This is a genomic window from [Clostridium] ultunense DSM 10521, assembly GCF_000511955.1.
Taxonomy (GTDB): Bacteria; Bacillota; Clostridia; order Tissierellales; family Tepidimicrobiaceae; genus Schnuerera; species Schnuerera ultunensis.
The window spans coordinates 42,065-64,274 of sequence record NZ_AZSU01000006.1; the positions used below are offsets into that span (position 1 = coordinate 42,065).

The following is a 22,210-nucleotide window of genomic DNA, read 5'->3' on the forward strand; positions in this document are numbered from 1 at the left end:
AATACTTGTAAAATGTGCGTAAAAAAAGCCCTATAGGGCTTTTTTTCTTGAAAACAATTTATATGTCTCACCTACTACAAGGGGTAAAAATGCATGTAATAGAACTACTTGCCAATCCATTAAACTTAAAGGATAGGTATCGAAAATTGGTTGAAAAAATGGCAAATAGATTACTATTAATAATAGAACAAAAGATAACAAAGTTGCATAAGTTAATGTTTTATTGGTAAATACACCTAGCTCAAATATAGTGTGTTTTTCGGACCTACTTGAATAAGCTCTTAACAATTCAGCCGTAATCAAAGTTGAAAAGGTTATAGTTCTTGGGATAATTAAATTTTCCACACCATAGGTTTTAAGCCCCCATCTATATGCTAACAAGGCTCCTAAAGCAATAGCTATACTCTGAATTATTATGCCTCTGACCATTCCCTTATCTAGAATAGGTTCATCCGGGTTTCTAGGGGGAATTTTCATTATTTCAGGTTCTCCCTTTTCCATACCTAATGCTAAAGCTGGGAAACTGTCCGTCACAAGGTTTAACCATAATAATTGGATTGGAATAAGTGGAACTTCTAATCCTAGGAGTATACTTAAAGTCACTATTAGGATTTCTCCGATATTACAAGACAATAAAAAGAATACAAATTTTTTAATATTACTGTATATTATTCTACCTTCTTCTACGGCAGATACTATACTAGCAAAATTATCATCCGTTAAAATAACTTCTGCTGTATTTTTAGCTACATCTGTCCCTGTAATACCCATGGAAACACCAATATCAGCTCTTTTAAGAGCTAAGGCATCATTGACTCCATCCCCAGTCATAGCAGTAATTTCACCATTTGCTTTTAATGCATTAACTATTCGTACCTTATGTTCTGGAGAAACTCTGGCATAAACTCGTTTTTGTTTTACCAAGTCTTTTAAATCATCATCGGAAACCCCATCTAACTCTTTGCCCATAATAGCCTCATCTTCATCTTCAGCCATTCCTAACTCTTTAGCAATAGCAAAGGCAGTTTCCTTATAGTCTCCAGTAATCATAACTGCTTTGATTCCTGCTTCCTCACATCTTTTTATGGCATCTTTTGCTTCTTCTCTTGGCGGATCGATCATTCCAACTAATCCAACTAAAACCATATCATTTTCAATGGATTCAGATGTAAGATCATTGGGCATATGATCATATTTTCTAAACGCAAAGGCTAAAACCCTTAAAGCTTTTTTTGAAAACTTACTATTAATATTTAATATCTCTTCTTTTAATTTACTGGTCAAGGGTACTATCTTACCATCAATATATATACTACTACTTCTATTAATCACTATATCTGGTGCCCCTTTAGTAAAGGAAACTAATTTATTAGGAAAAAAGTTTTCATGGATTGTCGTCATCATCTTTCTGCCGGAATCAAAAGGAATTTCCTCTACCCTTGGGAATTTTCCATTCATCTCTTCTTTAAACATTTTTCCTTTGCCCGCCAATGTAACTAGAGCACCTTCAGTAGGGTCTCCTAATATCCTATACCCCTCATCTGTTTCATCTAATATGGCATCGTTACATAGTAAGCCTATAGATAATAATGTATTAAGATTAATGGATTTTTCTAAAGGCAATGGAGAATCTCCAACTTTAAATTCACCTTCTGGTCCATAGCCAGTTCCTGTAACATCTAATATTTTACCATTAGTATAAACTTTAACCACGGTCATTTCATTTTGAGTCAATGTTCCAGTCTTGTCAGAGCATATTACTGTAGTACAACCTAAAGTTTCTACAGCAAGTAATTTTTTTACAATTGCATTTCTTCTAACCATTTTATTCATGCCCAATGCTAGGACGATGGTTACTATAGCTGGTAATCCCTCCGGAATAGCTGCAACTGCCAAACTAATAGCAACCATAAACATATCTAATATATCTCTTCCTTGAAATATACCGATGCCAAATACTAATGCACATACTATAATACAAGCAATGCCCAAGTACTTTCCTAATTCATTCAATTTTTTTTGCAAAGGAGTGGTTTCATCCTCAAAGGTTTGAATCATTGTTGCTATCTTACCTATTTCGGTATCATGTCCCGTTCCTATAACTGCTCCTTTGGCCCTGCCATAGGTAACAATAGTGCTCATATAAGCCATGTTTTTTCTATCCCCTAAAGACACTTCATGATCAAATATTTCATTAGCATCTTTTTCTACAGGAACCGATTCTCCAGTTAAGGAAGCTTCTTCTACTTTAAGGTTGGAGGTTTCTGTTAACCTTAGATCAGCAGGAATAATATCACCAGATTCCAATAAGACTATATCGCCAGGGACTAAGGTATTTGCTGGAACTACGGTAGCAGACCCACTTCTTATTACTTTAGCATTTGGAGCAGCCATCTTTTTTAAAGCTTCTAAGGATTTTTCAGCTCTACCTTCTTGATATAAACTTAAAAATGCGTTAATAGCCACTATAGCTAGTATTACGACAGAGTCGGTCTTTTCTCCAACAATGAAGGAGATGACGCTGGCTATTATTAATATAATTACGAGAAAGTCGTTAAATTGTGCTATTATTTTTGATAATAGGCTCTTCTTTGCTTCTTCCTTTAATTCATTGGGACCGTATTTTTTTAGACGGTTTTCAGCTTCTTCTTTGGAGATACCAGTTTGCTCATTGGTATTTAATTCAGACAATAAGTTTTCAATGTTTTTTTCATACCATTCCATAAAAAGTCATTCCTTTCTCTATTTAACACTAGTATACCACCTACATTAAAAATTAAATACGAAACTGTTAGTTTGTGGTAACGGTTGAAGATTTGGAGTAGAGTTGCTAAAATATAATATGGCAAATAAAAAGACCTTTGTTTAGCAATAAATGACTAAACAAAGGTCTTGCTACCTAAGTTTACAGGATAGTTAGCCGGGATTACTCCGGATTGACGACTAACTATTTAAAAGCTACTCCCCTTCGTTGAAATCAATTATATAATATATATAGTATAATTTCAATAGTGATTATACATATAATTGAAATGATTTTCTATTTAAATATGAATTTGACAAGTTCATTTTATTATTAGATAATTTAGGCATGGGGGATTATGTAGACACTTCATTAGGAAAGGATTTAGACTTAAGGAAGGTTGATTATTGGATATTCATTATTTAAATGGAGTGATAATTATGGATAAGAAGATTTTAGTGGTAGACGATGAGAAATCTATCGCAGATATTGTAAAGTTTAACTTAGAAAAGGAAGGCTATACAGTTAATTTAGCCTTTGATGGAGAAGAAGCCATTGAGAAAGTTCACGAGACTTTACCAGATTTAATCGTATTAGATATTATGCTTCCTAAAAAAGATGGATTTCAGGTTCTTAAAGAGATTCGAAAGGATTTTAAAACTCCAGTTCTTATGCTTACTGCAAAGGAAGAGGAGGTAGATAAGGTGTTGGGATTAGAATTGGGAGCGGATGATTATATAACAAAACCTTTTAGTATGAGAGAATTAATGGCTAGAGTGAAGGCAAATTTAAGGAGAATTGAATTCTCGAATAATGAGTTGAATAGTGGAGACATACTACAGATTGGGGATTTACTTATTGATTTAAATAAATACGAGGTCCAAAAAAGGGGACAAGTTATAGAACTTACCTTAAGAGAATTTGAGTTGCTAAAATTTTTAGCTTCAAGTGTAGAACAAGTATTTACTAGAGAGCAATTATTGGAAGAAGTATGGGGATATGAATACTATGGAGATATAAGGACTGTAGATGTAACTATTAGAAGGCTTAGGGAGAAGATAGAGGACAAGGATGGAGAATATAAATATATAATGACAAAAAGAGGAGTAGGATATTATTTCAGGAGGGGCTAGTCCATGTTTACAAGTATTAGGTGGAAGTTTATCATAGTGTATTTTTTGCTTGTATTTATGGCTATGGTAATAGTAGGAGTATTTATAGTACAAAGATTTGAAGCTCAACAATTGAACAATAGAGTAAATACCATGGTTAAACAGATTGAATCCATAATAAGCGCTTCTAGCTATTTATTAGAGGATAATTGGAGTCTAGTAGATAAGGAAATTCAAAAAACTTTGAATGAGTGGAGGTTTGAAGGAACTGAAACCCTTTATGTTATATATAATGAAGATATACCTACAATAATAGCCTCATCCTATAGTAATTATGAGAAGATTAAGGGTCAAAATGCTCTGGCATATTTAGACCCTACTCTAATCTTAGATGCTTACAATGGCGACAGAAGTCAAATAATCAGAAAGGATTCAAATGAAGATACCATCTTTCAGCATTTAGCATATCCAGTGCTAGATGGAGTGGGCCAAGTTAAGGGCGTACTATATATGATTGGTGATTTACAGGATGTATATAAAACTGTTGATGATTCAAAAAAGATATTGACTAGTGCAACTATGCTAGCCTTAGGCATAACCGTGTTGTTGGGCTTTTTAATTGCAAGTAGTATAACTGAACCAATTAGGGATGTGACTAAGAAAGCTGAAAGGATGGCAAAAGGTGATTTTGACCAGTTTGTTGAGGTAAAATCCGATGATGAAATGGGACAGTTGGCTAGTATGTTCAATTACTTAACACTAAAGTTAAAAGACACAATTCAGGAAATGAGTTTAGAAAAAAGTAAATTAGATACTATATTTAACTATATGGCAGATGGAGTCATAGCCATTGATGTAAATGGACATATTATCCATGCTAATCCTATTGCAATAGATATATTGGATTTAGAAGAAACGATTAATGAAGAATTTGCCCATAAAAAAGTTTTTGCAATGGATAAGATAAATTTAAAAAATATTGATTATGAAGACTTATATAGCCTTGAAGGGGATGAAATAGTCGAGATAAAAAATATAGTTTATCGAATTAAATATGCGCCATTTCGTAATGAAAGGAACAATATCGGTGGGATAATAATAGTGTTTCAAGATATAACTGAGCAGCATAAACTAGATAATATGAGGAAGGAGTTTGTAGCTAATGTTTCCCATGAATTAAAGACGCCTATAACTACTATTAAATCCTATACTGAAACCTTAATGGATTATGAGGATATAGACGGAGAACTTTCTAAAAAGTTTTTATCCATCATAGATAATGAATGTGATAGAATGGCGCGTATAGTTAGAGATTTACTCCAACTTTCTAATCTGGACTATAATAAAACTAAATGGAAGAAGGTAGAGTATTCTTTAGAAAAATTGATTAGAGATGCTTGTTTAAAACTTGAATTTTCCTTTAAGGAGAAAAATCAGAAATTAAATTTAAATATTGAAGAAAACATGCCGAATATTGAAATAGATAAAGATGGTATAGAACAGGTTATACTAAATATAATATCAAATGCAATAAAATATACTTCTGATAATGGTGAAATCAATGTATCAGCAAAGCAACTTGATGACAGTATTGTAATTACTGTAAAAGATAATGGTATTGGAATACCAGGTGAAGATAAAAGTAGGATTTTTGAACGATTTTATAGGGTGGATAAGGGTAGGAGCAGGGATTTAGGAGGAACAGGGTTAGGCTTATCTATTGCCAAGCAGATTGTGGAAGCCCATGGTGGAGAGATAGTATTAAATTCTGAATATAACGTAGGAACTGAAGTTGATGTGGTTCTTCCTAAGGTTACTAGTCTGTAATTTAATCTTAATTGGCCTGTAATACGTTTGTAATATAGTTAATGTATAATAATTAGTGTGTCCTATTGTATTGTAAAGGAGGTAAGGTTATGTGGAAAAAAGTAATGGCTAGTATAATTGTTATGATAGCAGTTATTTCTATATCAACGGTTGGGTTTGCAGCATCTGCAAGTAATATAAAACCTAAAGTGGATACAACTAAATATCAGGTGATTACACCAGAAAAGAGCTCCTCTGCCTCAGATAAGAAGGTAGTATTAATATCTGGTAAGGCCCCTGAAGGGACAAAAATAATTATAGATGTATACGGTGCAATAGATCTGACTGGCAATAATTATTCATTGGAAAAATTACCTGGTAAAGATGATTATATTCTTATTTCTAGTAAAACTACGAAATCTGGAGCCCTTGGCTTTGGGGAAGAAGTCGAATTAATTCTTGGGGTTAATAAAATAACAGTTACCTTTGATGTAAATGGAGTACCCTCTGTAGAGAAGATCCTCTATTATTATGAAAAAGAACAATTAGAAAAAAGCCCTAGAAACTCATTTATAGGTTCTTCTACTAAATAAAATACCATTGGGTTTAAGGAGATGATTGGTTGTGTTTAAAGAAAGGTTAAAGACTTTCCTACTCCTATCCTTGGTATTCATTAGTGTGTTTTTAACAAGACGATTATGGATTCAAATGCCCTATGAAATATTGCCACTTTTTCAAAAAGAAGAAGCTTTGTCTGCAAACTATTTGTTTACAGATATGATAAAACCTGACAAATATTTACTAAATTTTGATGAAAAAAATCATACAATTTTTAATAATGATGACAATAATAATCTATGGACAAGCACTCGCTCTTCTTTGGCAGATATCCTGTCTTCTAATAGTGTCAAGACGGAGACCCTGTCTACTGAGGAATTCTCTACGTATTATAAAAAGAAGTCCATAGTTTTTTATTTTCCTGAAAAATTTAGTACTTATATATTGGCTAGGTCGTTGGATGTGACAAAACCAAATAGTATTACGGAAAAGATACCAAATGTGGACAATATCTATCTTTATTTAGGGCCAGAAGAGCCTTATGTAGTATTTAGCGAAAAAGATAGACATTTAAAGGTCTATGATCCAAATTTGGATTTGGAAAATGTTAAAAACAAATTAAAGGCCATAGAGGAAAAAGATTATACTTATTATTATCCAATTAGGGAAACTTTAAATGTTGATAACAATGTATATATTCCCTATAGGATGTCGAAAAGTATGCCTTTGGTCTACGTGGAAAATGAGTTAAATACAGATAATATTAAAGAAATTAGAAACATTGCAGAAATTTTTTTTAAGAGAAATATAGATTATTTGCGAGAGATAGTTGAAAATAATGGATCCATATTATATGTATACAATCAAAAGGTCTTAAAGGTGCACCAAAATGGTTTATTAGAGTATTTTAGTCCGTTGGAGGAACCTGTAAAGGAGAGAAACCTTTACATCAGTTTAAATACAGCTTCTGAATTTTTATCTAACCATATTGGAGTTCCGAAGGATTTATATTTGTCAAAGATTGAAAAAATAGAATCTGAACAAAACCTAGGTTATAGGTTGACCTTCAAGTATAGAATAAGAGGATTCCCAGTATTTTTGGGGAAAGACATAGTAGAAGATTTTATACAAATAGATGTTTTTAATAAATATGTGAGAAATTACAAAAGGTTTATTAGGAAAGACATGAATATAAATACGTATGATGAGACAGAGGCTAGCCAAATGTTGTCTGCCTTTGATATTATAAATATGAATTATGGTCTACTACAAATGGGATATATACAGGATAACAAATTACTTGTAGAAGATATAGATGGAGAAGTACTAAAGGAGAAAGTTTTATCCTCTATTGATGATATCTCTTTAGCATATTTAGATCCTTGTCTTAATAAAGATAAGGAAGAATTAGTTGGAGTATGGCTATTAAAAGTTGGAAACAGAACCTATGCTTTTGATGTATACGATGGGAACTTGGTATTTAGTAGAAAATAATATTAGTTTTGGATGGTGAAAAGGAATGGATTGGTCAAAAGCTAAGACCATATTAATAGTTGCTTTTATTATTACAAACATACTATTAGTCTATGTTATAATGGGAGAAAACCATATTAGTAATGAGCCAACCATTAAGGATGAGTTTATTGAAGACGTAATTAAACTGTTAAAAGATAAAAATATAACTGTTTCCACCCAGATACCGAAGGATATACCCCGTTTGAATGCTATGACAGTAGAGTATGAAAATGTCAATATACAAGAATTAAATAGGAATTATTTTAATAATAATGGAATTATTGAGCAGGATGGAGAAGACCTTGCTAAAATCGTTAAAGATGATGAATCCATATTGGTAATAAATGATAGATTCATCATTTACGAAAACAAGAGAGAAAGGGAAATATATAAAGATTTAGATAAAGATAAAGCTATACAATTGTCAGAAGAATTTATTAGTAAGGGACAATTTCAAGCTTCTGATATGAAACTGACCTTTATTAAAGAAGATAAGGGGATATTTTATCTAGAATATTCGAAGATATATGGAGATATACTTGTTGAAAGAACCTTTACAAATTTTCAAATAGATAAGAGGGGAATTAAAAAATTTGAACGATTGTGGCTTAATGAGAAGGATTTTGGTGAAGTAGAAATATATATTAGTACTGCACCTAAATCCATATTAACTTTACTTGGAATGCAGGAAGCATATGGTAAAACCCTTGCTGATATTTCTCTCTGCTATTATTTTGATCCTGAAAAACATGATTATTTAGGAGAACCTAAGGATGCAAAACAAGGAAAAGCTGTTCCAGCATGGAGAATTCAATTTGATGACGGATATAAAATATTTATTGATGAGTACTAGGAAGAACAATAGATTGGTTCTTCTTTTTTATTTATAAATAATATATACTATAATATGTATTAAAAAATATTTTGTATTGGAGTGGTTCAAAATGGGGATAAAGTTTTGTTCCCTTTCTAGTGGTAGTAGTGGAAATTGCCAATATATTGAAACAGATAGAGTAAAAATATTGATAGATGGAGGTCTTAGTGGCAAAAAAATAGAGAGGCTGTTATCATCCATAGATGTTTGCCCTACTACCATAGATAGTATATTAGTAACCCATGAACATATAGATCATATAAGGGGAGTAGGGGTGCTTTCCAGAAGATATGATATTCCTATTTATGCTAACCAAAGTACATGGACCAGGATGGAAAGGGCTGTAGGTGAAATAAAGGCTAAAAATATTAAAATCATAGAATCGAATGAAGATTTCCAACTGGGGGATTTAGATATTCATTCCTTCAAAGTATTCCACGATGCAGCAGAACCTGTAGGATATTGTATTTATCATAAAAATATTAAAATAAGTATTATAACCGATACAGGTTGGGTAAATGATAATATGAAGAGCATAATCAAGGGTTCATCCCTTTATCTCATGGAATCCAATCATGATGTAAAAATGCTTAAAGAAGGAAATTATCCTTGGTATTTAAAAAAGAGAATACTAAGCACCAAAGGCCATCTATCCAATTTCGATGCAGGAAAAACCTTGTCTGAAGTATTAACAGGTAATGGTGAAATAGTGTTATTGGCTCATCTAAGTAAAGAAAATAATAGGCCATCTATAGCCCATGAAACGGTAAGAGAATGCATGGAAGATTATGGGATAAATGTACATAGAGATATAGCTTTGGACTTAACATATAGAGATAGACCAACCAGAGTATATACCCTATAAATAGATTGGAGGAATTAACATGTATTATGAAAGGCCACCTAGAAAAAGGGGAATCTTTTCATATTTTGTCGTTGCGTTAATTGGAGCTATTATTGGAGGAATAGTTAGTGCTTATATTGCACCCACTTATCTTTATGGAAAAATAATTCCTATGCCGGATATCTATTATAAAGAAAGGCCTACCAATGTAGGACAACAAATAAATATTACACCATCTGACAATATATCATATGTTGAAGCGGTAGCTAAAAAAGCTATAAGTTCTGTAGTAGGAATAACTACAGTCCAGATCCAAAGGGAATTCATTTGGGAGAGAGAAGTAGAAGGGTTAGGTTCAGGAGTAATAGTAAATTCTAATGGATATATACTTACAAACTCTCATGTAGTGGGAGATGGTAGAGCTAAAAAGATAAATGTTTTGTTTGAAAATGGGGACACCCTTCCTGGAGATGTATTGTGGTATGATGCATCTTTAGATTTGGCAGTAGTAAAAGTAGAAGCTAGTGGACTTCCTGCTGCTGAGCTAGGGGATTCAGATTATCTACAAGTAGGTCAGTTGGCTGTAGCAATAGGGAATCCCTTAGGGTTGGATTTTCAAAGGACTGTTACATCAGGTATAATATCAGGCTTAAACAGATCCATAAGAATAGATCAATATAATGTAATAGAGAATCTAATACAGACAGATGCTTCTATAAATCCTGGAAATAGTGGGGGGCCATTGTTAAATAGCAAAGGAGAAGTAATTGGTATTAATACCGTAAAGATAAAGTCTACAGCAGCTGAAGGCTTGGGTTTTGCTATTCCTATCAATGTAGTTAAACCTATTATTGATCAGATTGTTAAACAAGGGGATTTTAAGATAGTTTATTTAGGCATTACTGGAATCGAAATAGAGAGATATGAAAGGCAGATGGGGGTAGAGTTAAGTGTTGATAAAGGAGTTATAGTGCTTGAAGTAGCTCCCAATACTCCTGCGGATAAAACGGGACTTAGACCAGGGGATATAATAGCAAAAATGGACAATCAGGAGATTGAAAGTATGAGTCAGCTTGGAAAGATTTTGTATAAATATAAAAAAGGTGATAAAGCCAATTTGACTGTCATCAGAAATGGAAAAGAAATTTCTGTAGAGGTTACATTTACCCAATTGAAATAAAGCATTTATAAAAGCTTGACAAATTTGTCAAGCTTTTATAAACAAAAGTTTTTTGCATATACTATATAGGATTATTTATATGATTCTATACCTTTTAAATAAGTGGAGTTGATTTTATGTATGTAGTTTGTAATAAACATTTGGAAAATGCCATAGAAGATTTTGTGGAGACTTACGAACAGCCACCAGATATATATGAATTAGAAAAGGTTTCTTTTACCGATTGGGCTAGTCCCCATAGCTGTAATTATTGTGAAAATTTACCTAAGTACTTAGTAGTTTAATATTTATTAAGGAGGGGTCTATGTGAAAAAATTTGATTTAGGAAGAATACCTATAAAATCTTGGGCTGATGAGGTAGAAGATGAGGCCCTTCAGCAAGCTGTCAATCTTGCTAATTTACCTTTTGCATATTCACATATTGCGTTAATGGCAGATGTCCATGTAGGATTTGGGATGCCAATAGGTGGTGTTTTGGCATCAAAGGGAGTAATAATTCCTAATGCAGTAGGAGTAGATATTGGATGTGGAATTATTGCAGCCAAAACTGATATTAAGAATATCAATATTGAACAGATTGAAAATATAGTGGACAAGGCTCATAAGACCATACCTTTAGGGTATAAACATCATAAAAAACCAAGAGAATGGAAAGGTTTTGACAATCCACCTAATTCAAAGGTGGTATTGGAAGAACTAGAAGCAGCTAGATATCAACTTGGCACCTTAGGTGGTGGCAATCACTTTATGACTATGGAACAGGGTAGTGATGGACATATTTGGTTGATGGTCCATTCGGGAAGCAGAAATTTTGGATATAAGATAGCCAATTATTACAATAAAATAGCTAACGAAATAAATAAGGCGACCAAATTGTCTCCATCAAAACAGGATTTAGCTGGATTATATATTGACTCAAAAGAAGGACAAGAATATTTTGTTGCCATGAATTATGCTCTCGAATTTGCTAAGGAAAATAGGGAACAATTATTAGAACAATTTTATACTATATTTAGGGAAGAAACCGATTCTCATAAGATTTTACAAAAAATAGGTATACACCATAATTACGCAGCAATAGAAACTCACTTTAGAGAAGAAGTTATTGTTCATAGAAAAGGTGCTATTAGGGCTGAATCAGGAGAATTAGGGATTATACCTGGTTCAATGGGTACACCTTCATATATAGTAGAAGGATTGGGAAATGAGGAGAGTTTTAGGACCTGTTCCCATGGAGCTGGCAGAGTAATGTCTAGAAAAATGGCTAATAAACTTATAACTAGGGAAATGGCTGACAAGGCAATGGAGGGTATTGTTCACAAAGGATGGAGAGGTGACCTGTCTGAAGCACCTATGGCATATAAAGATATAGAGGAAGTAATAGCAAATCAAAAAGATTTAGTAAAACCAGTAGTTAAATTTACCCCTTTAGGAGTAGTTAAAGGCTAGATAGTAACTAGCTTGTAACTTTGTTGTAACTTTTATGTAACCAAGTGTTTTCATAAGGGTGGTATACTCCATATATGACAACAAAGATTTGAGGGGGTATATAAAATGAAAAAAGAAGTGATATTACTTGGATTAGCTGGAGGTTTAATGTTAGGGAATGTTTCACTTGCAAAAAGTGGTGAGGATATAGATGCTTATATTAGAAAGGAGTTAAACAACCCTTTGTCCATAAATGCAGAAATAGGTGCAAATAAAGCAAAAATATCCACGGAAACTATTAAATCAGATATTGATAATGTTGACATTGAAATACCAGTAATTAAAGGATTAAAAGATGGAGTATATCAAGAACAATTGAACTATATAATTAAAAGAACTGCAGAAAAGGATTTAAATCAATTCGAAAAAGAGGTAGAAGAATTAAAAAAATTGGGCATTGAATGGAAGCCCGAAATGAAAATTGGCCACCAAATTAAGTCAGAAGAGGATATTCTATCCTTTGCAATTACCACCTATTCATATACTGGTGGAGCCAATGGAATGTCAAGAAGAGATTATTACAATATCGATGTAAAAGAAAATAAGACTATTAGATTAGAGGATTTATTTAAAGAAAATAGTGATTTTAAAGCCATAATAAATGATGAAATAAATAGACAAATTAAGGAGGAAATGGATACTGGTAAAAAAACGTATTTTGAAGGTGATGATGGATTTAAATCTATAAAGGACGATCAATCATTTTATATTAACGAAAATGGTAATTTAGTAGTTGCATTCCAATTGTATGAAATCGCTCCGAGAAGCTCTGGATATCCAGAATTCAAAATTTCAGGAGAGAGGATAGTTCATATTTTAAAGAATCTGAAACCTGTAATTATAAATGGTAAAAAGATAAAATTACAAAATCCTATGTTTAAATCTGAAAAAGGAACAATAATGATGCCTTTAGCAGAAGTGGCTAAAGCTTTAGGTTTCGAAGTAACATGGGATGGGAAAAATAGAGTTGCGAATATAAATAAAGGACCAATATCAGCAGGGGCATATATAGGTAAAGATAAATATTATTTCTCAAAAGCTTTAATATATTTAGAAGAGGAGGCTAAATTAATAAAGGGAAGAACCTACGTACCTATAAGTTTTATAGAACGGGTATTACAAGGCCAAATTATAATTAATGAAGATAATATAATAAATATTAAATATTAAATATTATATAAAAAAATCCTTTTCACCGATTTATATGATACTTCCAAAGTAGACGATCTAATCAATTTAAATTAGATTATTTACTTGGAGGTATTTTTTATATGCTATTTTTTTTAGGTTTTGGTATAATACTATCTATAATCATTTATTTAGGGGAGGCAAAAAATGAGAATATTATTAGTTAATGACGATGGGATACATGCAGAGGGAATACGTATATTAGCAGAGAGATTAGAAAAAAATTATGAAATAATTATAGTGGCACCGGAAGATCAGAGAAGTGCTCAAAGCCAGGCTATAACAATATCTAAATCTTTAATCGTAAAAGAAGTTGAGTTAGAAGGTATTAAATCAAAAGCCTATAGTGTCTCGGGTACTCCAGCAGATTGTGTGAGGATAGGTTTGGATAAATTAATAGAGAAACCTATAGATTTGGTTATATCAGGAATAAATATGGGGTTAAATGCTGGAATGGATATACTCTATTCAGGTACTGTATCAGCAGCTATTGAAGCAAATATGTATAAACTTCCCGCTATGGCTTTATCGGCTGAATGGATAGATGGGAAAATAGATTATCATTTAGCAGCAAAATATAGCAAATATATTTTAGAAAAATCAAAGGATGATTTTATTAAAAATAATATTATATTAAGTATAAATACTCCTTATCTTGAAAACAAAAAGGTTAAAGGAGTTAAAGTGTGTAAAATTGGTGGTGTAATATACGATTATTACATTGATGAAGGGAATGGAGAAAATGGAGAAAAACTACTAAAACTTCAGGGAAGAAAAGATGCTGAATTTGAAGAAGATACAGATAGATTTTACCTTTCCCAAGGGTATGTAACTATAACTCCTCTACATTATGACCTTACTAATTTTAATTTATTAGATGAAGTTAAAGACTGGTTATAGAAAATAATCTATGAAAAAATATAGAGTTAGGAGGCAGCAATGAATATAAAAATTATTGCAGTTGGAAAAATCAAAGAAAAATATATGCGAGAGGGTATTAAGGAATATTCAAAACGACTTTCAAGGTATTGTAATCTGGAGATAATAGAAATAGGAGATGAAAAAGCTCCAGAGAATCTTTCGAAAAAAGACATAGAGATTATAAAAAATAAAGAAGGCAGGAAACTATTATCTAAAATCCCCCAAAATTCTTTTATTATTTCCCTGGAAATAGAAGGCAAGGAAATTTCCTCAGAAGAATTGTCGAAAAAAATAGAAGATCTAATGGTAGGTGGTATAAATGATATTACATTTATTATAGGAGGATCCCTAGGATTATCTCAGGAGGTTCGAAATAAGGCTAATTATAAACTATCATTTTCAAAAATGACCTTTCCTCATCAATTGATGAGGATTATATTGTTAGAACAAATATACAGGGGGTTTAGGATAATCAGGGGTGAACCGTATCATAAGTAGGACAAGCTATGAGTTATAGGGGAGACCTTTGGCCTCCTGTATATGACTATTGTAAATTGTTATTTAATGGTATAGTAAGTATAAGTAGGATTATATGTAGTAATAAGATAAGGGTAGAAAGAGGTGGACAATATGCTCCAAAGGTTAAATATTATTTTAAATTCTGTAATTGGCTCATTTATTGGCGTATTTATAGCTCATTCTATATATAGATATTTTGACTATATAAATCATCCTGATTTATATGAAATTCAGTCAGCACCTTGGTATACAAGCATCCAAATATATGGATTAGCTGTTGCATTGATTGTATTTATTGCTATTATTATCAAGTTCTTAATAAAAAAGAAAATGCGAAGCATTTAGTCATGAGTTCATAGGCCTATATGATGTATTATTTCTATTTAACGTACAGTGATAGATTTAGGTACAACAAAATATAATTTGGGGGAACAAGGTGTATGAATAAAAAACTAATAAAATTTTTAATGCTCATGGCTTATTGTATTCCATATGGATATCTAGCTATAAATGGTGATGCTACTTCTTGAACGATGATATTCTATGGGTTTATGATAATAGGTTTTGGAATCCTTTGTAGAACTGCCATTATAACACATAATATTATTATACTTATTATTGGGAACATATTAAGTTTTGTTTCTTCATATTTTCTTATTTTAAGAAAGCTGCCATCAGAAGAATGGAGCTGGTATTTCAAGCCCTTTACTCCTGTTGGTCTTTTAGTACTAATAACAATTGTTTCTTTCATAATACAAATTGCATCTATAATTATAGTAAAGGCAAGAAAAACTAGTACAAATTCAGACAATGTGTAAAAAATAATAATATAATATATATAAGTTAATATCCCTGAGATATCTATAAAAGGAAGGAAGTGTTAATAATGAGTCTTATTTCTAAGCTGAATGAGGACCGAAGTCTAAAGATACCAGAAGAAATATTAAAAAGGCAGGATTGAGACCAGGTGCTGAAATTATATGGTTATATGACGAAGAAGCTAGGCAAATCTTATTAATGGAAAAGCCAGATAGTTTTGCAAAAGTTACGAGAGGATTGGGAAAGGAATTATGGAACAATATTAACACTAATGAATATATAAAAGAGGAGAGAGAATCATGGGAATAAACAATAATCTATCAATTATTGATGTGGATTATAAAATTGCAGATATAGCATCAAGGCTTAGGGCTAATTATAATTTTAAAACTCCAGATGCGATAATTTTAGCTACAGGTATATCCATGAATGTTGATTATTTTATTACAAATGATATTAAATTAAAAAATGTATGTAGTAAAGAGAATATAGAAGCAATAATTATAGAAGATATAGAGGATTAACCAGCAGGTTTATTATGTTAGAAAACCTACTGGTTTTTATTTTTATTATTTACAATATTATTACAATTATAGGAAATGACTTATAATTTTTTATAATGATGATAAAATAATGTTAAGGAGATGATGAGCGCGAAAAGTATAGGAAAGTACTTGAGTCTTGTATTGATATTAGTTGTTTTGTTAAGCATTCCAGTAAATGCACAAGGTCACAAGGTCAATGTTATATTAGATGGAGCTGGTGTAGATATGGAAACTATCTTAGAAAGTGATAGAATCTTCGTACCCGTTGAGGCTCTGGGCGAGAAGTTAGATTTTAAAGTAGAGTATGTTGACAATCAGATTTATATAATAAAAAATAATGCTAATATATTATTAACTATAAACTCTAATATGGCTATGGTGAATGATGAAGAGTTAGAATTGGATGTTAAGCCATTGCTAATAGATAATAATATCTTTGTTCCACTTAGATTTGTAGCAGAAAGTATGGGAAAGGATGTTACTTGGGATGGAAGTAATTATAATGTATTGATTGGAGAATTCAATCAAGAAGCGAATATTGAAGATACATTTATTTATTTCAATGAAGAATATGGATATACTCTAAGCTTTCCAAATTCATGGAAGGATGAAGCTATTATCGAGACAAAAGATGGGACTCTATATGTCTACGATAAGAAGTCAACAGGGAGATTTATCGAAGATGGATACGAAAGCTATGGACCAGTATTTGAAGTAAGACTTAGTGACTATTCATTAACTGCTGGGCTAACTTGCTCAGATGATTATGTGCTTGACTATAGTGATGGAAAATATATTGAAGCATTATTTGGAAGCGATTTTCAATTCTATCCTGAAACGGTAGATTCATATAAGAAGATATATGATGAAGGGCTAAAGGTTTTGGGTTCTTTTAGAAAGATTAATGCTGATTATGAATTTGTAGAGGATGATAAGGACAACTACGAAAGAGAAATAGAAGTACTATATGATATCTTAGAAAATTATGTACCAGAGAATATCTTTAAAAGAGACGAAATCTTTACTTACTGGAAACCAATACCAAATAGTAGCCTTTTATATATGAGGAATATGGAAAACGAAGATGAAGTATCAATAAAAATCGAGTCAGAGTTTGGTGAGGAGGCTAATCTAATAAGATATCATTTAAAGAGTTACCATCATGAATTAGAAGAGAGTGAACTAACACAAGATAATGCCCTAAAATTAGCAAATGAATTTGTTAATAGGTATGTTGACAAATATATTGAATTAAATAGGACACCAGATTTATATCCAAGTCTATATGAAGAGGGTAAGCATGAGACGTATGGGGATAAAGATTGTAGATATGTTGTAGTAGTAGATTTAGTACATGGTTTTGTAGAGTACTATGGATTATTAGGTGATTAAATGTATTAAGTAGATGAACATCAGTATATTAATGTGCAACACATATTGTTCATATAATGGGAGGTCTATAAATGGAAAATATAAATATATGCCCATACTGTGGAGCAAAAATGAAATTAGGTTTTATACATGGAGATAGATACTGTCTTAAATGGATTCCTGAAGAGAAAGATAAGGGAATATTCTTACAATGGTTTGCGGAAGGTATCAAATTAGGGTATAGTATAGAAGCCTTTTATTGTGAAGAATGTAAAAAGATTATTATTGATGGGGAAAATAACATGAATTAAAGCTATAAAATTAATGTATATAATTTATAAATTATATGGAATAAGTATTAATATTGAAGGCATATTGTAATTAGAAATATATCTTTATTGTATTTATTCTTGGAAATACCATAATATGAAAAGTTATTACCTATTTATTATTATTTAGGTTGAATATGTCCTAAAATGGATATAATACGCATAAGAGGAAGGTGAAGATTTTATGAAAATTAATATTAATAATTTGGTTTCTATTTCAGAAGTTAATCAAAAATTTTCAAAAGTAGCTAGGTTGGTAGATGAAAATGGAGCTACAGTAATTTTGAAAAGTAATGTACCTCGTTATGAATTAATAGATTATACCCAATTACAAAAAGAAGAAATACTAGGTGATGAAGAAGTAGATGAAGTAGCTAAAAGAATACTATTTAAACATATGAAGGCATTTGAGCAATTAGCTAAATGAAAAGATTAATTAAAACCCGAATATTAAAAATGCATAGCCTTCTTATTCAAAAAACAGAAAAAACAGGTGGAAGTGATGATGTTAAAGATGAAGGATTGTTAGATTCTGCTTTAAATTTACCATTTCAGAGCTTTGATTTATTTAATTATAGGAAATATATATAAGAAATAAATATTGAAATAGATATTTACAAATCATTATATACAGAAAATTATGATATAATATATATGAATAATTTTTTTATTAGTATTTTTTAAAAAAGTATTACAAATAGGGAGGGGAGAATCATGACCCTTGCAAAAAAAATTGAAAAAATATTAAGAGATGAGCTAAGGCCAGAGAATATTAAAACAGTTATTGATTTGGCTGAGTTTTTAAAATTTAAAGAGACCCAAGATAAATGGAATGAAATAAACGAACTAGAACATGGATATATAACAGAAGAAGAACGTCTTCAGTTGGAAGAAATTAAATTAAAAGGTGAATTTATTGACCAAGATGACCTTTTGAAAGAACTGGGGATTAATAAAAATGAAATATAATATTAAATATGAAAAAGGTTGTCTTAAGTATCTAAAAAGGCTAGATAAAAATACTCAATTGAGAATAATTAAGGCTATAAACCGACTCCCGTCTGGGGATGTTAAAAAGCTACAAGGGAATACTGAAGATTATAGGTTAAGAGTTGGTAAATATAGAATTATATTTAGTAAAGATGAGAAGGGCTTAGTTATAAATATTATTGAAATTGCATCTCGAGGAGAAGTCTATAACAGATAATAGATTAATTTCATAAACTTTTAATTATATTGCAATACAAGCAGTAGATTATTTCTATAATAAATCTACTGCTTTAATTCTATGGTATTATACTCATCACCAAATAAATTTTACTAGTAGAACCGATACGGTGAACCATACCATAAGTAGTAGACAAGCTATTTTTTATATGGTAATACTTGGGGGCATATAAGACTATTATTGATTACTATTTAGTGATATAATATTTGCATTATATGTAAATGAAAATTATATAGGACTATCATTACCAAGTAAAGAATAATTTCTTTTATAATGACGCAAGGTCTATATTATATGTAATAAGAGAAAACCATTTGTTAGTATGATATAATTATAATATAAACAAATTCTACGTCTAGTACGTTTAGGAGGAATAATATGGCTAAATCCAATAATATAGGATTGATGGATAGGGATAAATTGCTTAAGATTTTTGAATATCTTAATGAACGGTTGAAAGAAAACCAATTACAATTGGAGATAACAGTTTATGGTGGCTCTATTATGACTATGGTTTACGATAATAGGCCTGCCACTAGAGATATAGATTGTGTATTTAGCGAAACCAATATAAAGTTATTGGACAACATATTAGACCTTACTAAATTTACCTTTAATCTTTCTGATGATTGGATAAATGAAGAAATTAAGGAGCCATTAAAATCCCTCTTAAAAGAAGATAAAGAAACATATAAAGTATATTCTAATTTAAAAATATTAAAACCTAAAGCTGAACAATTACTTGCTATGAAAGTACTAGCTGCTAGGCCAGAGCCAGCTAAGGATTTTATAGATGCTTATATATTATGCAAAGATTTGAATATTACTACTAGGACAGAATTGTTAGATACAGTTTCGGACTATATACCCCTAACACTTTTGGGAGAAAGACAAATAAATTTCATTAAATATTTAGGGGAGGATTTAGGTTATGATTGGGAATAAATACTTAAAGGATTTATTTGAATATCCAGACGAAGATACAAGTATAAATCAATTATTAGAATTATTAAAATCCAAAGATATGGATTTTATAAATAGTCTATATAATCCAATAGACATAGATAAATGTAGTGAAAAAGAAACAAAGTATTTAATCAAAGTATCAGCCTTAATAGATTACTATTTGCAATTACATGACATAGAGGTTCCAGGTTGGTTAAGAGATGAAAGGTTAAGGTTTGAAAAACCCTATTTTCATTCTAAAAAAATAACTGATTTTGAGAAAGTAAAATTACAATATATTAATCCTGCTCCCTTTAAGGCAAGGAATGTTTATTTTGATTTATGTGGCATTGAAAGAATTTAAGTTAATTTAAATATAATTTTAAAGCAGTAGATTATTTTTATAATAAATCTACTGCTTTAATTCTATGGTATTATATTTATCATCAAATAAATTTTGCTAGTAGAACCGATACGGTGAGCCGTATCACAAGTAGGGTAAGTATGAGTTATAGGATAATGTTTAAGGGATTATCATAAACTGGAATTAAATGCTACACTTACATGTAAATGGGAAAATATGTATTAAGGATTATTTATATTTTGTGGAGGTGAGGGCAGTGTCAAATATTCAAGACTTAGTCGACGGTTTGATGAATTGCGATGATAAGCAGGCGTATCACTGTTTAAAACAGCTGGAAGATAAAAGCAGTCGTTCTGCTGAGGTCTATCCGTTTTTTGACACTTTTGTAGAAATGTTGAACAACACAAACTCTTATATAAGAACAAGGGGTATTGTTCTTATTGCGGCTAACGCAAGGTGGGATGTTGATTATAAGATTGACGAAATAATTGATGAGTACTTAAAGCATATTATAGATGATAAGCCAATAACTGCGAGACAATGTATCAAGGCTTTGCCTTCCATTGTAAAATATAAACCAGATTTAAAAAATCATATTGAAAATGCACTGCATCGCGCCAACCCATTAAGGTATAAAGATAGTATGCAATTACTTGTATTCAAGGATATTCAAAAATCATTGGATAATATTCGCAATCTTTAGCGAAGATTATGAGCATTATTTTACGATTACATTAAGCCGCATTATTTCTATTATATGTAATAGATAATATGGTACAATAAACATATAATAGATTATTTAAAAGATAGTGATAAAATGGACACTGCTAAACAAATATTATTAAAACTTATAGGTGGAATTCCAAAAAATAAAATACATGAAGTAATAGATTTTATAGGCTGTTTAAAAATGGAAGAAATATGTTTAAGGAGTTAGAAGAAGCAAGTAAAAGCAGCATGGATTTTTGGGATAATGACATAGATAGTGAGGTATGGAGCAATATATAAACAAAGAGATATATTATTAATTCCAATACCTTTGATATAATAGTGGCTGCTATTATTTCAAATCTTACATCAAAGGACTGTAGCATATTTATTACTAATAGTGGTTTGCCGGAAGGAAATTTAAAAATAAATTCATGTATAAGAGTAGATAAAATTTATTCTTTAGCCCAAAATATTGTGATTAAGAAATTTGGCGAAGTTAATGATGATGTTATGAATGAGGTAAAGAATAGAATAAATGAACAAATAAAATAACAGGAGAAATTTAAGGTGACCTCAAAAAGTTAGACTTTTTTCCCAGAGTAGAGATTGGAATGATTTCTACTTTGTTTTTATTTTGAGCTGTAGCTAAGTGCTTCACCCTATAGTGTAAATTGACTGTCAAGAGCAGAAGCGAAGCGTCTCTTGACTGGCGACTTACACTATAAGATAATTGTCTTTTTATTGATTTTACAGCCTTTGTTTAAGAGTTCCCCATGTATTCTTCTGTACCCATAGTCTTTATGCTCTTCTCTGATTGATAGAATTTCTTCTTCTATTTCTTTATCTGGATTTTATCTATCAAATCTCTTTTGCCTTGAGGTTATCAAGGGTAAAATGAATGTGATAACGCGTGCCCTTGACAGTCTCAAGGACGTACATTTGAAAAATGTTTAGGCGAAATTCGAGCAAAATTTATGCTACAAGAAGATATTTTTTCTTCTATCTTTCAGTTAGATTTAATCCAGCAACTTGAGCTGGAGTTAAGCCATTAAGAGATGAATGAGGCCTAACAAAATTATAGAAAAGTAAAAACGTGCTAATTAAATTATTTGCGGATTCAAATGCAATATAAATCTATTCGTTACAAAAT

General features: G+C 31.0%; 27 protein-coding genes and 1 pseudogene. 24 read left to right on the top strand and 4 right to left on the bottom strand.

Annotation, left to right across the window (positions count from 1 at the left end; genetic code table 11):
- Nucleotides 1-30: 30 nt before the first annotated feature.
- Nucleotides 31-2,724, bottom strand: a complete 2,694-nt coding sequence (locus CUL_RS0113210; RefSeq protein WP_025642174.1) for a calcium-transporting P-type ATPase, PMR1-type — start codon at nucleotides 2,722-2,724, stop codon at nucleotides 31-33.
- 459 nt (nucleotides 2,725-3,183) lie between these two features.
- On the opposite strand from CUL_RS0113210, the gene yycF reads away from it, so the two are divergent.
- From yycF to CUL_RS0113280, 13 genes are all read left to right on the top strand, one after another.
- Complete coding sequence (gene yycF / locus CUL_RS0113215) at nucleotides 3,184-3,876, top strand: response regulator YycF (RefSeq protein WP_005583827.1); 693 nt, start codon at nucleotides 3,184-3,186, stop codon at nucleotides 3,874-3,876.
- A 3-nt stretch (nucleotides 3,877-3,879) separates the two neighbouring features.
- On the top strand, nucleotides 3,880-5,682 hold the full coding sequence (locus tag CUL_RS0113220; RefSeq protein WP_005583829.1) for a sensor histidine kinase: 1,803 nt from the start codon (nucleotides 3,880-3,882) through the stop codon (nucleotides 5,680-5,682).
- A gap of 89 nt (nucleotides 5,683-5,771) precedes the next feature.
- Nucleotides 5,772-6,254: a hypothetical protein gene (locus tag CUL_RS0113225; RefSeq protein WP_005583830.1), complete on the top strand. Its 483-nt coding sequence runs from the start codon at nucleotides 5,772-5,774 to the stop codon at nucleotides 6,252-6,254.
- Nucleotides 6,255-6,285: 31 nt separating this feature from the next.
- Nucleotides 6,286-7,713, top strand: coding sequence for a hypothetical protein (locus tag CUL_RS0113230; RefSeq protein ID WP_025642177.1), 1,428 nt, complete (start codon nucleotides 6,286-6,288; stop codon nucleotides 7,711-7,713).
- 25 nt (nucleotides 7,714-7,738) lie between these two features.
- Nucleotides 7,739-8,587 (top strand): two-component system regulatory protein YycI, encoded by an 849-nt coding sequence (locus tag CUL_RS0113235; protein ID WP_025642178.1) that lies wholly within the window; start codon nucleotides 7,739-7,741, stop codon nucleotides 8,585-8,587.
- A 91-nt stretch (nucleotides 8,588-8,678) separates the two neighbouring features.
- The gene (locus CUL_RS0113240; protein ID WP_005583833.1) at nucleotides 8,679-9,473 is read left to right on the top strand and encodes an MBL fold metallo-hydrolase; all 795 of its coding nucleotides are present in this window, start codon (nucleotides 8,679-8,681) and stop codon (nucleotides 9,471-9,473) included.
- Nucleotides 9,474-9,492: 19 nt separating this feature from the next.
- Nucleotides 9,493-10,632, top strand: a complete 1,140-nt coding sequence (htrA, locus tag CUL_RS0113245; protein WP_025642180.1) for a serine protease HtrA — start codon at nucleotides 9,493-9,495, stop codon at nucleotides 10,630-10,632.
- A 116-nt stretch (nucleotides 10,633-10,748) separates the two neighbouring features.
- Nucleotides 10,749-10,916 carry a CxxH/CxxC protein gene (locus CUL_RS18480; RefSeq protein WP_005583835.1) on the top strand — a complete coding sequence of 56 codons (168 nt, stop codon included), beginning with the start codon at nucleotides 10,749-10,751 and terminating at the stop codon, nucleotides 10,914-10,916.
- Nucleotides 10,917-10,938: 22 nt separating this feature from the next.
- Nucleotides 10,939-12,081, top strand: coding sequence for an RtcB family protein (locus tag CUL_RS0113255; RefSeq protein WP_025642181.1), 1,143 nt, complete (start codon nucleotides 10,939-10,941; stop codon nucleotides 12,079-12,081).
- A 105-nt stretch (nucleotides 12,082-12,186) separates the two neighbouring features.
- Nucleotides 12,187-13,290, top strand: a complete 1,104-nt coding sequence (locus CUL_RS18085) for a stalk domain-containing protein (protein ID WP_025642182.1) — start codon at nucleotides 12,187-12,189, stop codon at nucleotides 13,288-13,290.
- Between the two features lie 165 nt (nucleotides 13,291-13,455).
- Nucleotides 13,456-14,208 carry a 5'/3'-nucleotidase SurE gene (gene surE / locus CUL_RS0113270; protein ID WP_005584758.1) on the top strand — a complete coding sequence of 251 codons (753 nt, stop codon included), beginning with the start codon at nucleotides 13,456-13,458 and terminating at the stop codon, nucleotides 14,206-14,208.
- 39 nt (nucleotides 14,209-14,247) lie between these two features.
- On the top strand, nucleotides 14,248-14,727 hold the full coding sequence (gene rlmH / locus CUL_RS0113275) for a 23S rRNA (pseudouridine(1915)-N(3))-methyltransferase RlmH (protein ID WP_005584757.1): 480 nt from the start codon (nucleotides 14,248-14,250) through the stop codon (nucleotides 14,725-14,727).
- A 132-nt stretch (nucleotides 14,728-14,859) separates the two neighbouring features.
- Nucleotides 14,860-15,093 carry a hypothetical protein gene (locus CUL_RS0113280; protein WP_005584755.1) on the top strand — a complete coding sequence of 78 codons (234 nt, stop codon included), beginning with the start codon at nucleotides 14,860-14,862 and terminating at the stop codon, nucleotides 15,091-15,093.
- 196 nt (nucleotides 15,094-15,289) lie between these two features.
- On the opposite strand, the gene CUL_RS18985 is transcribed toward CUL_RS0113280, so the two are convergent.
- Entirely contained in the window at nucleotides 15,290-15,499 is a 210-nt protein-coding gene (locus tag CUL_RS18985; protein WP_157752668.1) for a hypothetical protein, read from the bottom strand.
- A 206-nt stretch (nucleotides 15,500-15,705) separates the two neighbouring features.
- On the opposite strand from CUL_RS18985, the gene CUL_RS18990 reads away from it, so the two are divergent.
- The 11 genes from CUL_RS18990 to CUL_RS0113355 all read left to right on the top strand — a co-directional run bounded on the left by CUL_RS18990 (nucleotide 15,706) and on the right by CUL_RS0113355 (nucleotide 21,612).
- Entirely contained in the window at nucleotides 15,706-15,876 is a 171-nt protein-coding gene (locus CUL_RS18990) for a hypothetical protein (protein ID WP_157752669.1), read from the top strand.
- Nucleotides 15,867-16,091: a type II toxin-antitoxin system VapC family toxin gene (locus CUL_RS0113300; protein WP_025642183.1), complete on the top strand. Its 225-nt coding sequence runs from the start codon at nucleotides 15,867-15,869 to the stop codon at nucleotides 16,089-16,091. Before CUL_RS18990 ends, CUL_RS0113300 begins: the two co-directional genes overlap by 10 nt.
- 123 nt (nucleotides 16,092-16,214) lie before the next feature.
- Nucleotides 16,215-17,504 (top strand): copper amine oxidase N-terminal domain-containing protein, encoded by a 1,290-nt coding sequence (locus CUL_RS0113305; RefSeq protein WP_005584750.1) that lies wholly within the window; start codon nucleotides 16,215-16,217, stop codon nucleotides 17,502-17,504.
- A gap of 71 nt (nucleotides 17,505-17,575) precedes the next feature.
- Nucleotides 17,576-17,794, top strand: a complete 219-nt coding sequence (locus tag CUL_RS0113310; RefSeq protein ID WP_005584748.1) for a PF20097 family protein — start codon at nucleotides 17,576-17,578, stop codon at nucleotides 17,792-17,794.
- 202 nt (nucleotides 17,795-17,996) lie between these two features.
- Nucleotides 17,997-18,239, top strand: a complete 243-nt coding sequence (locus tag CUL_RS0113315) for a hypothetical protein (RefSeq protein WP_025642186.1) — start codon at nucleotides 17,997-17,999, stop codon at nucleotides 18,237-18,239.
- A gap of 287 nt (nucleotides 18,240-18,526) precedes the next feature.
- Nucleotides 18,527-18,781, top strand: coding sequence for a hypothetical protein (locus CUL_RS0113325; protein WP_005583592.1), 255 nt, complete (start codon nucleotides 18,527-18,529; stop codon nucleotides 18,779-18,781).
- Nucleotides 18,771-19,019: a type II toxin-antitoxin system RelE family toxin gene (locus CUL_RS0113330; protein WP_005583590.1), complete on the top strand. Its 249-nt coding sequence runs from the start codon at nucleotides 18,771-18,773 to the stop codon at nucleotides 19,017-19,019. The genes CUL_RS0113325 and CUL_RS0113330 overlap by 11 nt, the downstream gene beginning before the upstream one ends.
- 399 nt (nucleotides 19,020-19,418) lie before the next feature.
- Nucleotides 19,419-19,985: a DUF6036 family nucleotidyltransferase gene (locus CUL_RS0113335; RefSeq protein WP_025642188.1), complete on the top strand. Its 567-nt coding sequence runs from the start codon at nucleotides 19,419-19,421 to the stop codon at nucleotides 19,983-19,985.
- Complete coding sequence (locus CUL_RS0113340; RefSeq protein ID WP_005583587.1) at nucleotides 19,972-20,349, top strand: hypothetical protein; 378 nt, start codon at nucleotides 19,972-19,974, stop codon at nucleotides 20,347-20,349. The genes CUL_RS0113335 and CUL_RS0113340 overlap by 14 nt, the downstream gene beginning before the upstream one ends.
- Nucleotides 20,350-20,605: 256 nt before the next feature.
- Nucleotides 20,606-21,052 (top strand): hypothetical protein, encoded by a 447-nt coding sequence (locus CUL_RS0113345; RefSeq protein WP_025642189.1) that lies wholly within the window; start codon nucleotides 20,606-20,608, stop codon nucleotides 21,050-21,052.
- A gap of 320 nt (nucleotides 21,053-21,372) precedes the next feature.
- A complete protein-coding gene (locus CUL_RS0113355; RefSeq protein ID WP_035143259.1) occupies nucleotides 21,373-21,612 on the top strand; it encodes a type II toxin-antitoxin system PemK/MazF family toxin in 240 nt (79 codons plus the stop codon).
- Nucleotides 21,613-21,779: 167 nt separating this feature from the next.
- On the opposite strand, the gene CUL_RS18705 is transcribed toward CUL_RS0113355, so the two are convergent.
- Nucleotides 21,780-21,896 carry an IS3 family transposase gene (locus tag CUL_RS18705; protein ID WP_097677644.1) on the bottom strand — a complete coding sequence of 39 codons (117 nt, stop codon included), beginning with the start codon at nucleotides 21,894-21,896 and terminating at the stop codon, nucleotides 21,780-21,782.
- 163 nt (nucleotides 21,897-22,059) lie between these two features.
- Nucleotides 22,060-22,191, bottom strand: a pseudogene (locus tag CUL_RS18710) (IS6 family transposase); the annotation flags it as partial.
- Nucleotides 22,192-22,210: the final 19 nt, after the last annotated feature.

Coding starts and splice junctions, on each gene's coding strand:
- CUL_RS0113210 (WP_025642174.1), bottom strand. CDS start 2,724: ATGGAATGGTATGAAAAAAACATTGAAAACTTATTGTCTGAATTAAAT.
- yycF (WP_005583827.1), top strand. CDS start 3,184: ATGGATAAGAAGATTTTAGTGGTAGACGATGAGAAATCTATCGCAGAT.
- CUL_RS0113220 (WP_005583829.1), top strand. CDS start 3,880: ATGTTTACAAGTATTAGGTGGAAGTTTATCATAGTGTATTTTTTGCTT.
- CUL_RS0113225 (WP_005583830.1), top strand. CDS start 5,772: ATGTGGAAAAAAGTAATGGCTAGTATAATTGTTATGATAGCAGTTATT.
- CUL_RS0113235 (WP_025642178.1), top strand. CDS start 7,739: ATGGATTGGTCAAAAGCTAAGACCATATTAATAGTTGCTTTTATTATT.
- CUL_RS0113240 (WP_005583833.1), top strand. CDS start 8,679: ATGGGGATAAAGTTTTGTTCCCTTTCTAGTGGTAGTAGTGGAAATTGC.
- htrA (WP_025642180.1), top strand. CDS start 9,493: ATGTATTATGAAAGGCCACCTAGAAAAAGGGGAATCTTTTCATATTTT.
- CUL_RS18480 (WP_005583835.1), top strand. CDS start 10,749: ATGTATGTAGTTTGTAATAAACATTTGGAAAATGCCATAGAAGATTTT.
- CUL_RS18085 (WP_025642182.1), top strand. CDS start 12,187: ATGAAAAAAGAAGTGATATTACTTGGATTAGCTGGAGGTTTAATGTTA.
- surE (WP_005584758.1), top strand. CDS start 13,456: ATGAGAATATTATTAGTTAATGACGATGGGATACATGCAGAGGGAATA.
- rlmH (WP_005584757.1), top strand. CDS start 14,248: ATGAATATAAAAATTATTGCAGTTGGAAAAATCAAAGAAAAATATATG.
- CUL_RS0113280 (WP_005584755.1), top strand. CDS start 14,860: ATGCTCCAAAGGTTAAATATTATTTTAAATTCTGTAATTGGCTCATTT.
- CUL_RS18985 (WP_157752668.1), bottom strand. CDS start 15,499: ATGAAAGAAACAATTGTTATTAGTACTAAAAGACCAACAGGAGTAAAG.
- CUL_RS0113300 (WP_025642183.1), top strand. CDS start 15,867: ATGGGAATAAACAATAATCTATCAATTATTGATGTGGATTATAAAATT.
- CUL_RS0113305 (WP_005584750.1), top strand. CDS start 16,215: ATGAGCGCGAAAAGTATAGGAAAGTACTTGAGTCTTGTATTGATATTA.
- CUL_RS0113310 (WP_005584748.1), top strand. CDS start 17,576: ATGGAAAATATAAATATATGCCCATACTGTGGAGCAAAAATGAAATTA.
- CUL_RS0113315 (WP_025642186.1), top strand. CDS start 17,997: ATGAAAATTAATATTAATAATTTGGTTTCTATTTCAGAAGTTAATCAA.
- CUL_RS0113325 (WP_005583592.1), top strand. CDS start 18,527: ATGACCCTTGCAAAAAAAATTGAAAAAATATTAAGAGATGAGCTAAGG.
- CUL_RS0113330 (WP_005583590.1), top strand. CDS start 18,771: ATGAAATATAATATTAAATATGAAAAAGGTTGTCTTAAGTATCTAAAA.
- CUL_RS0113335 (WP_025642188.1), top strand. CDS start 19,419: ATGGCTAAATCCAATAATATAGGATTGATGGATAGGGATAAATTGCTT.
- CUL_RS0113340 (WP_005583587.1), top strand. CDS start 19,972: ATGATTGGGAATAAATACTTAAAGGATTTATTTGAATATCCAGACGAA.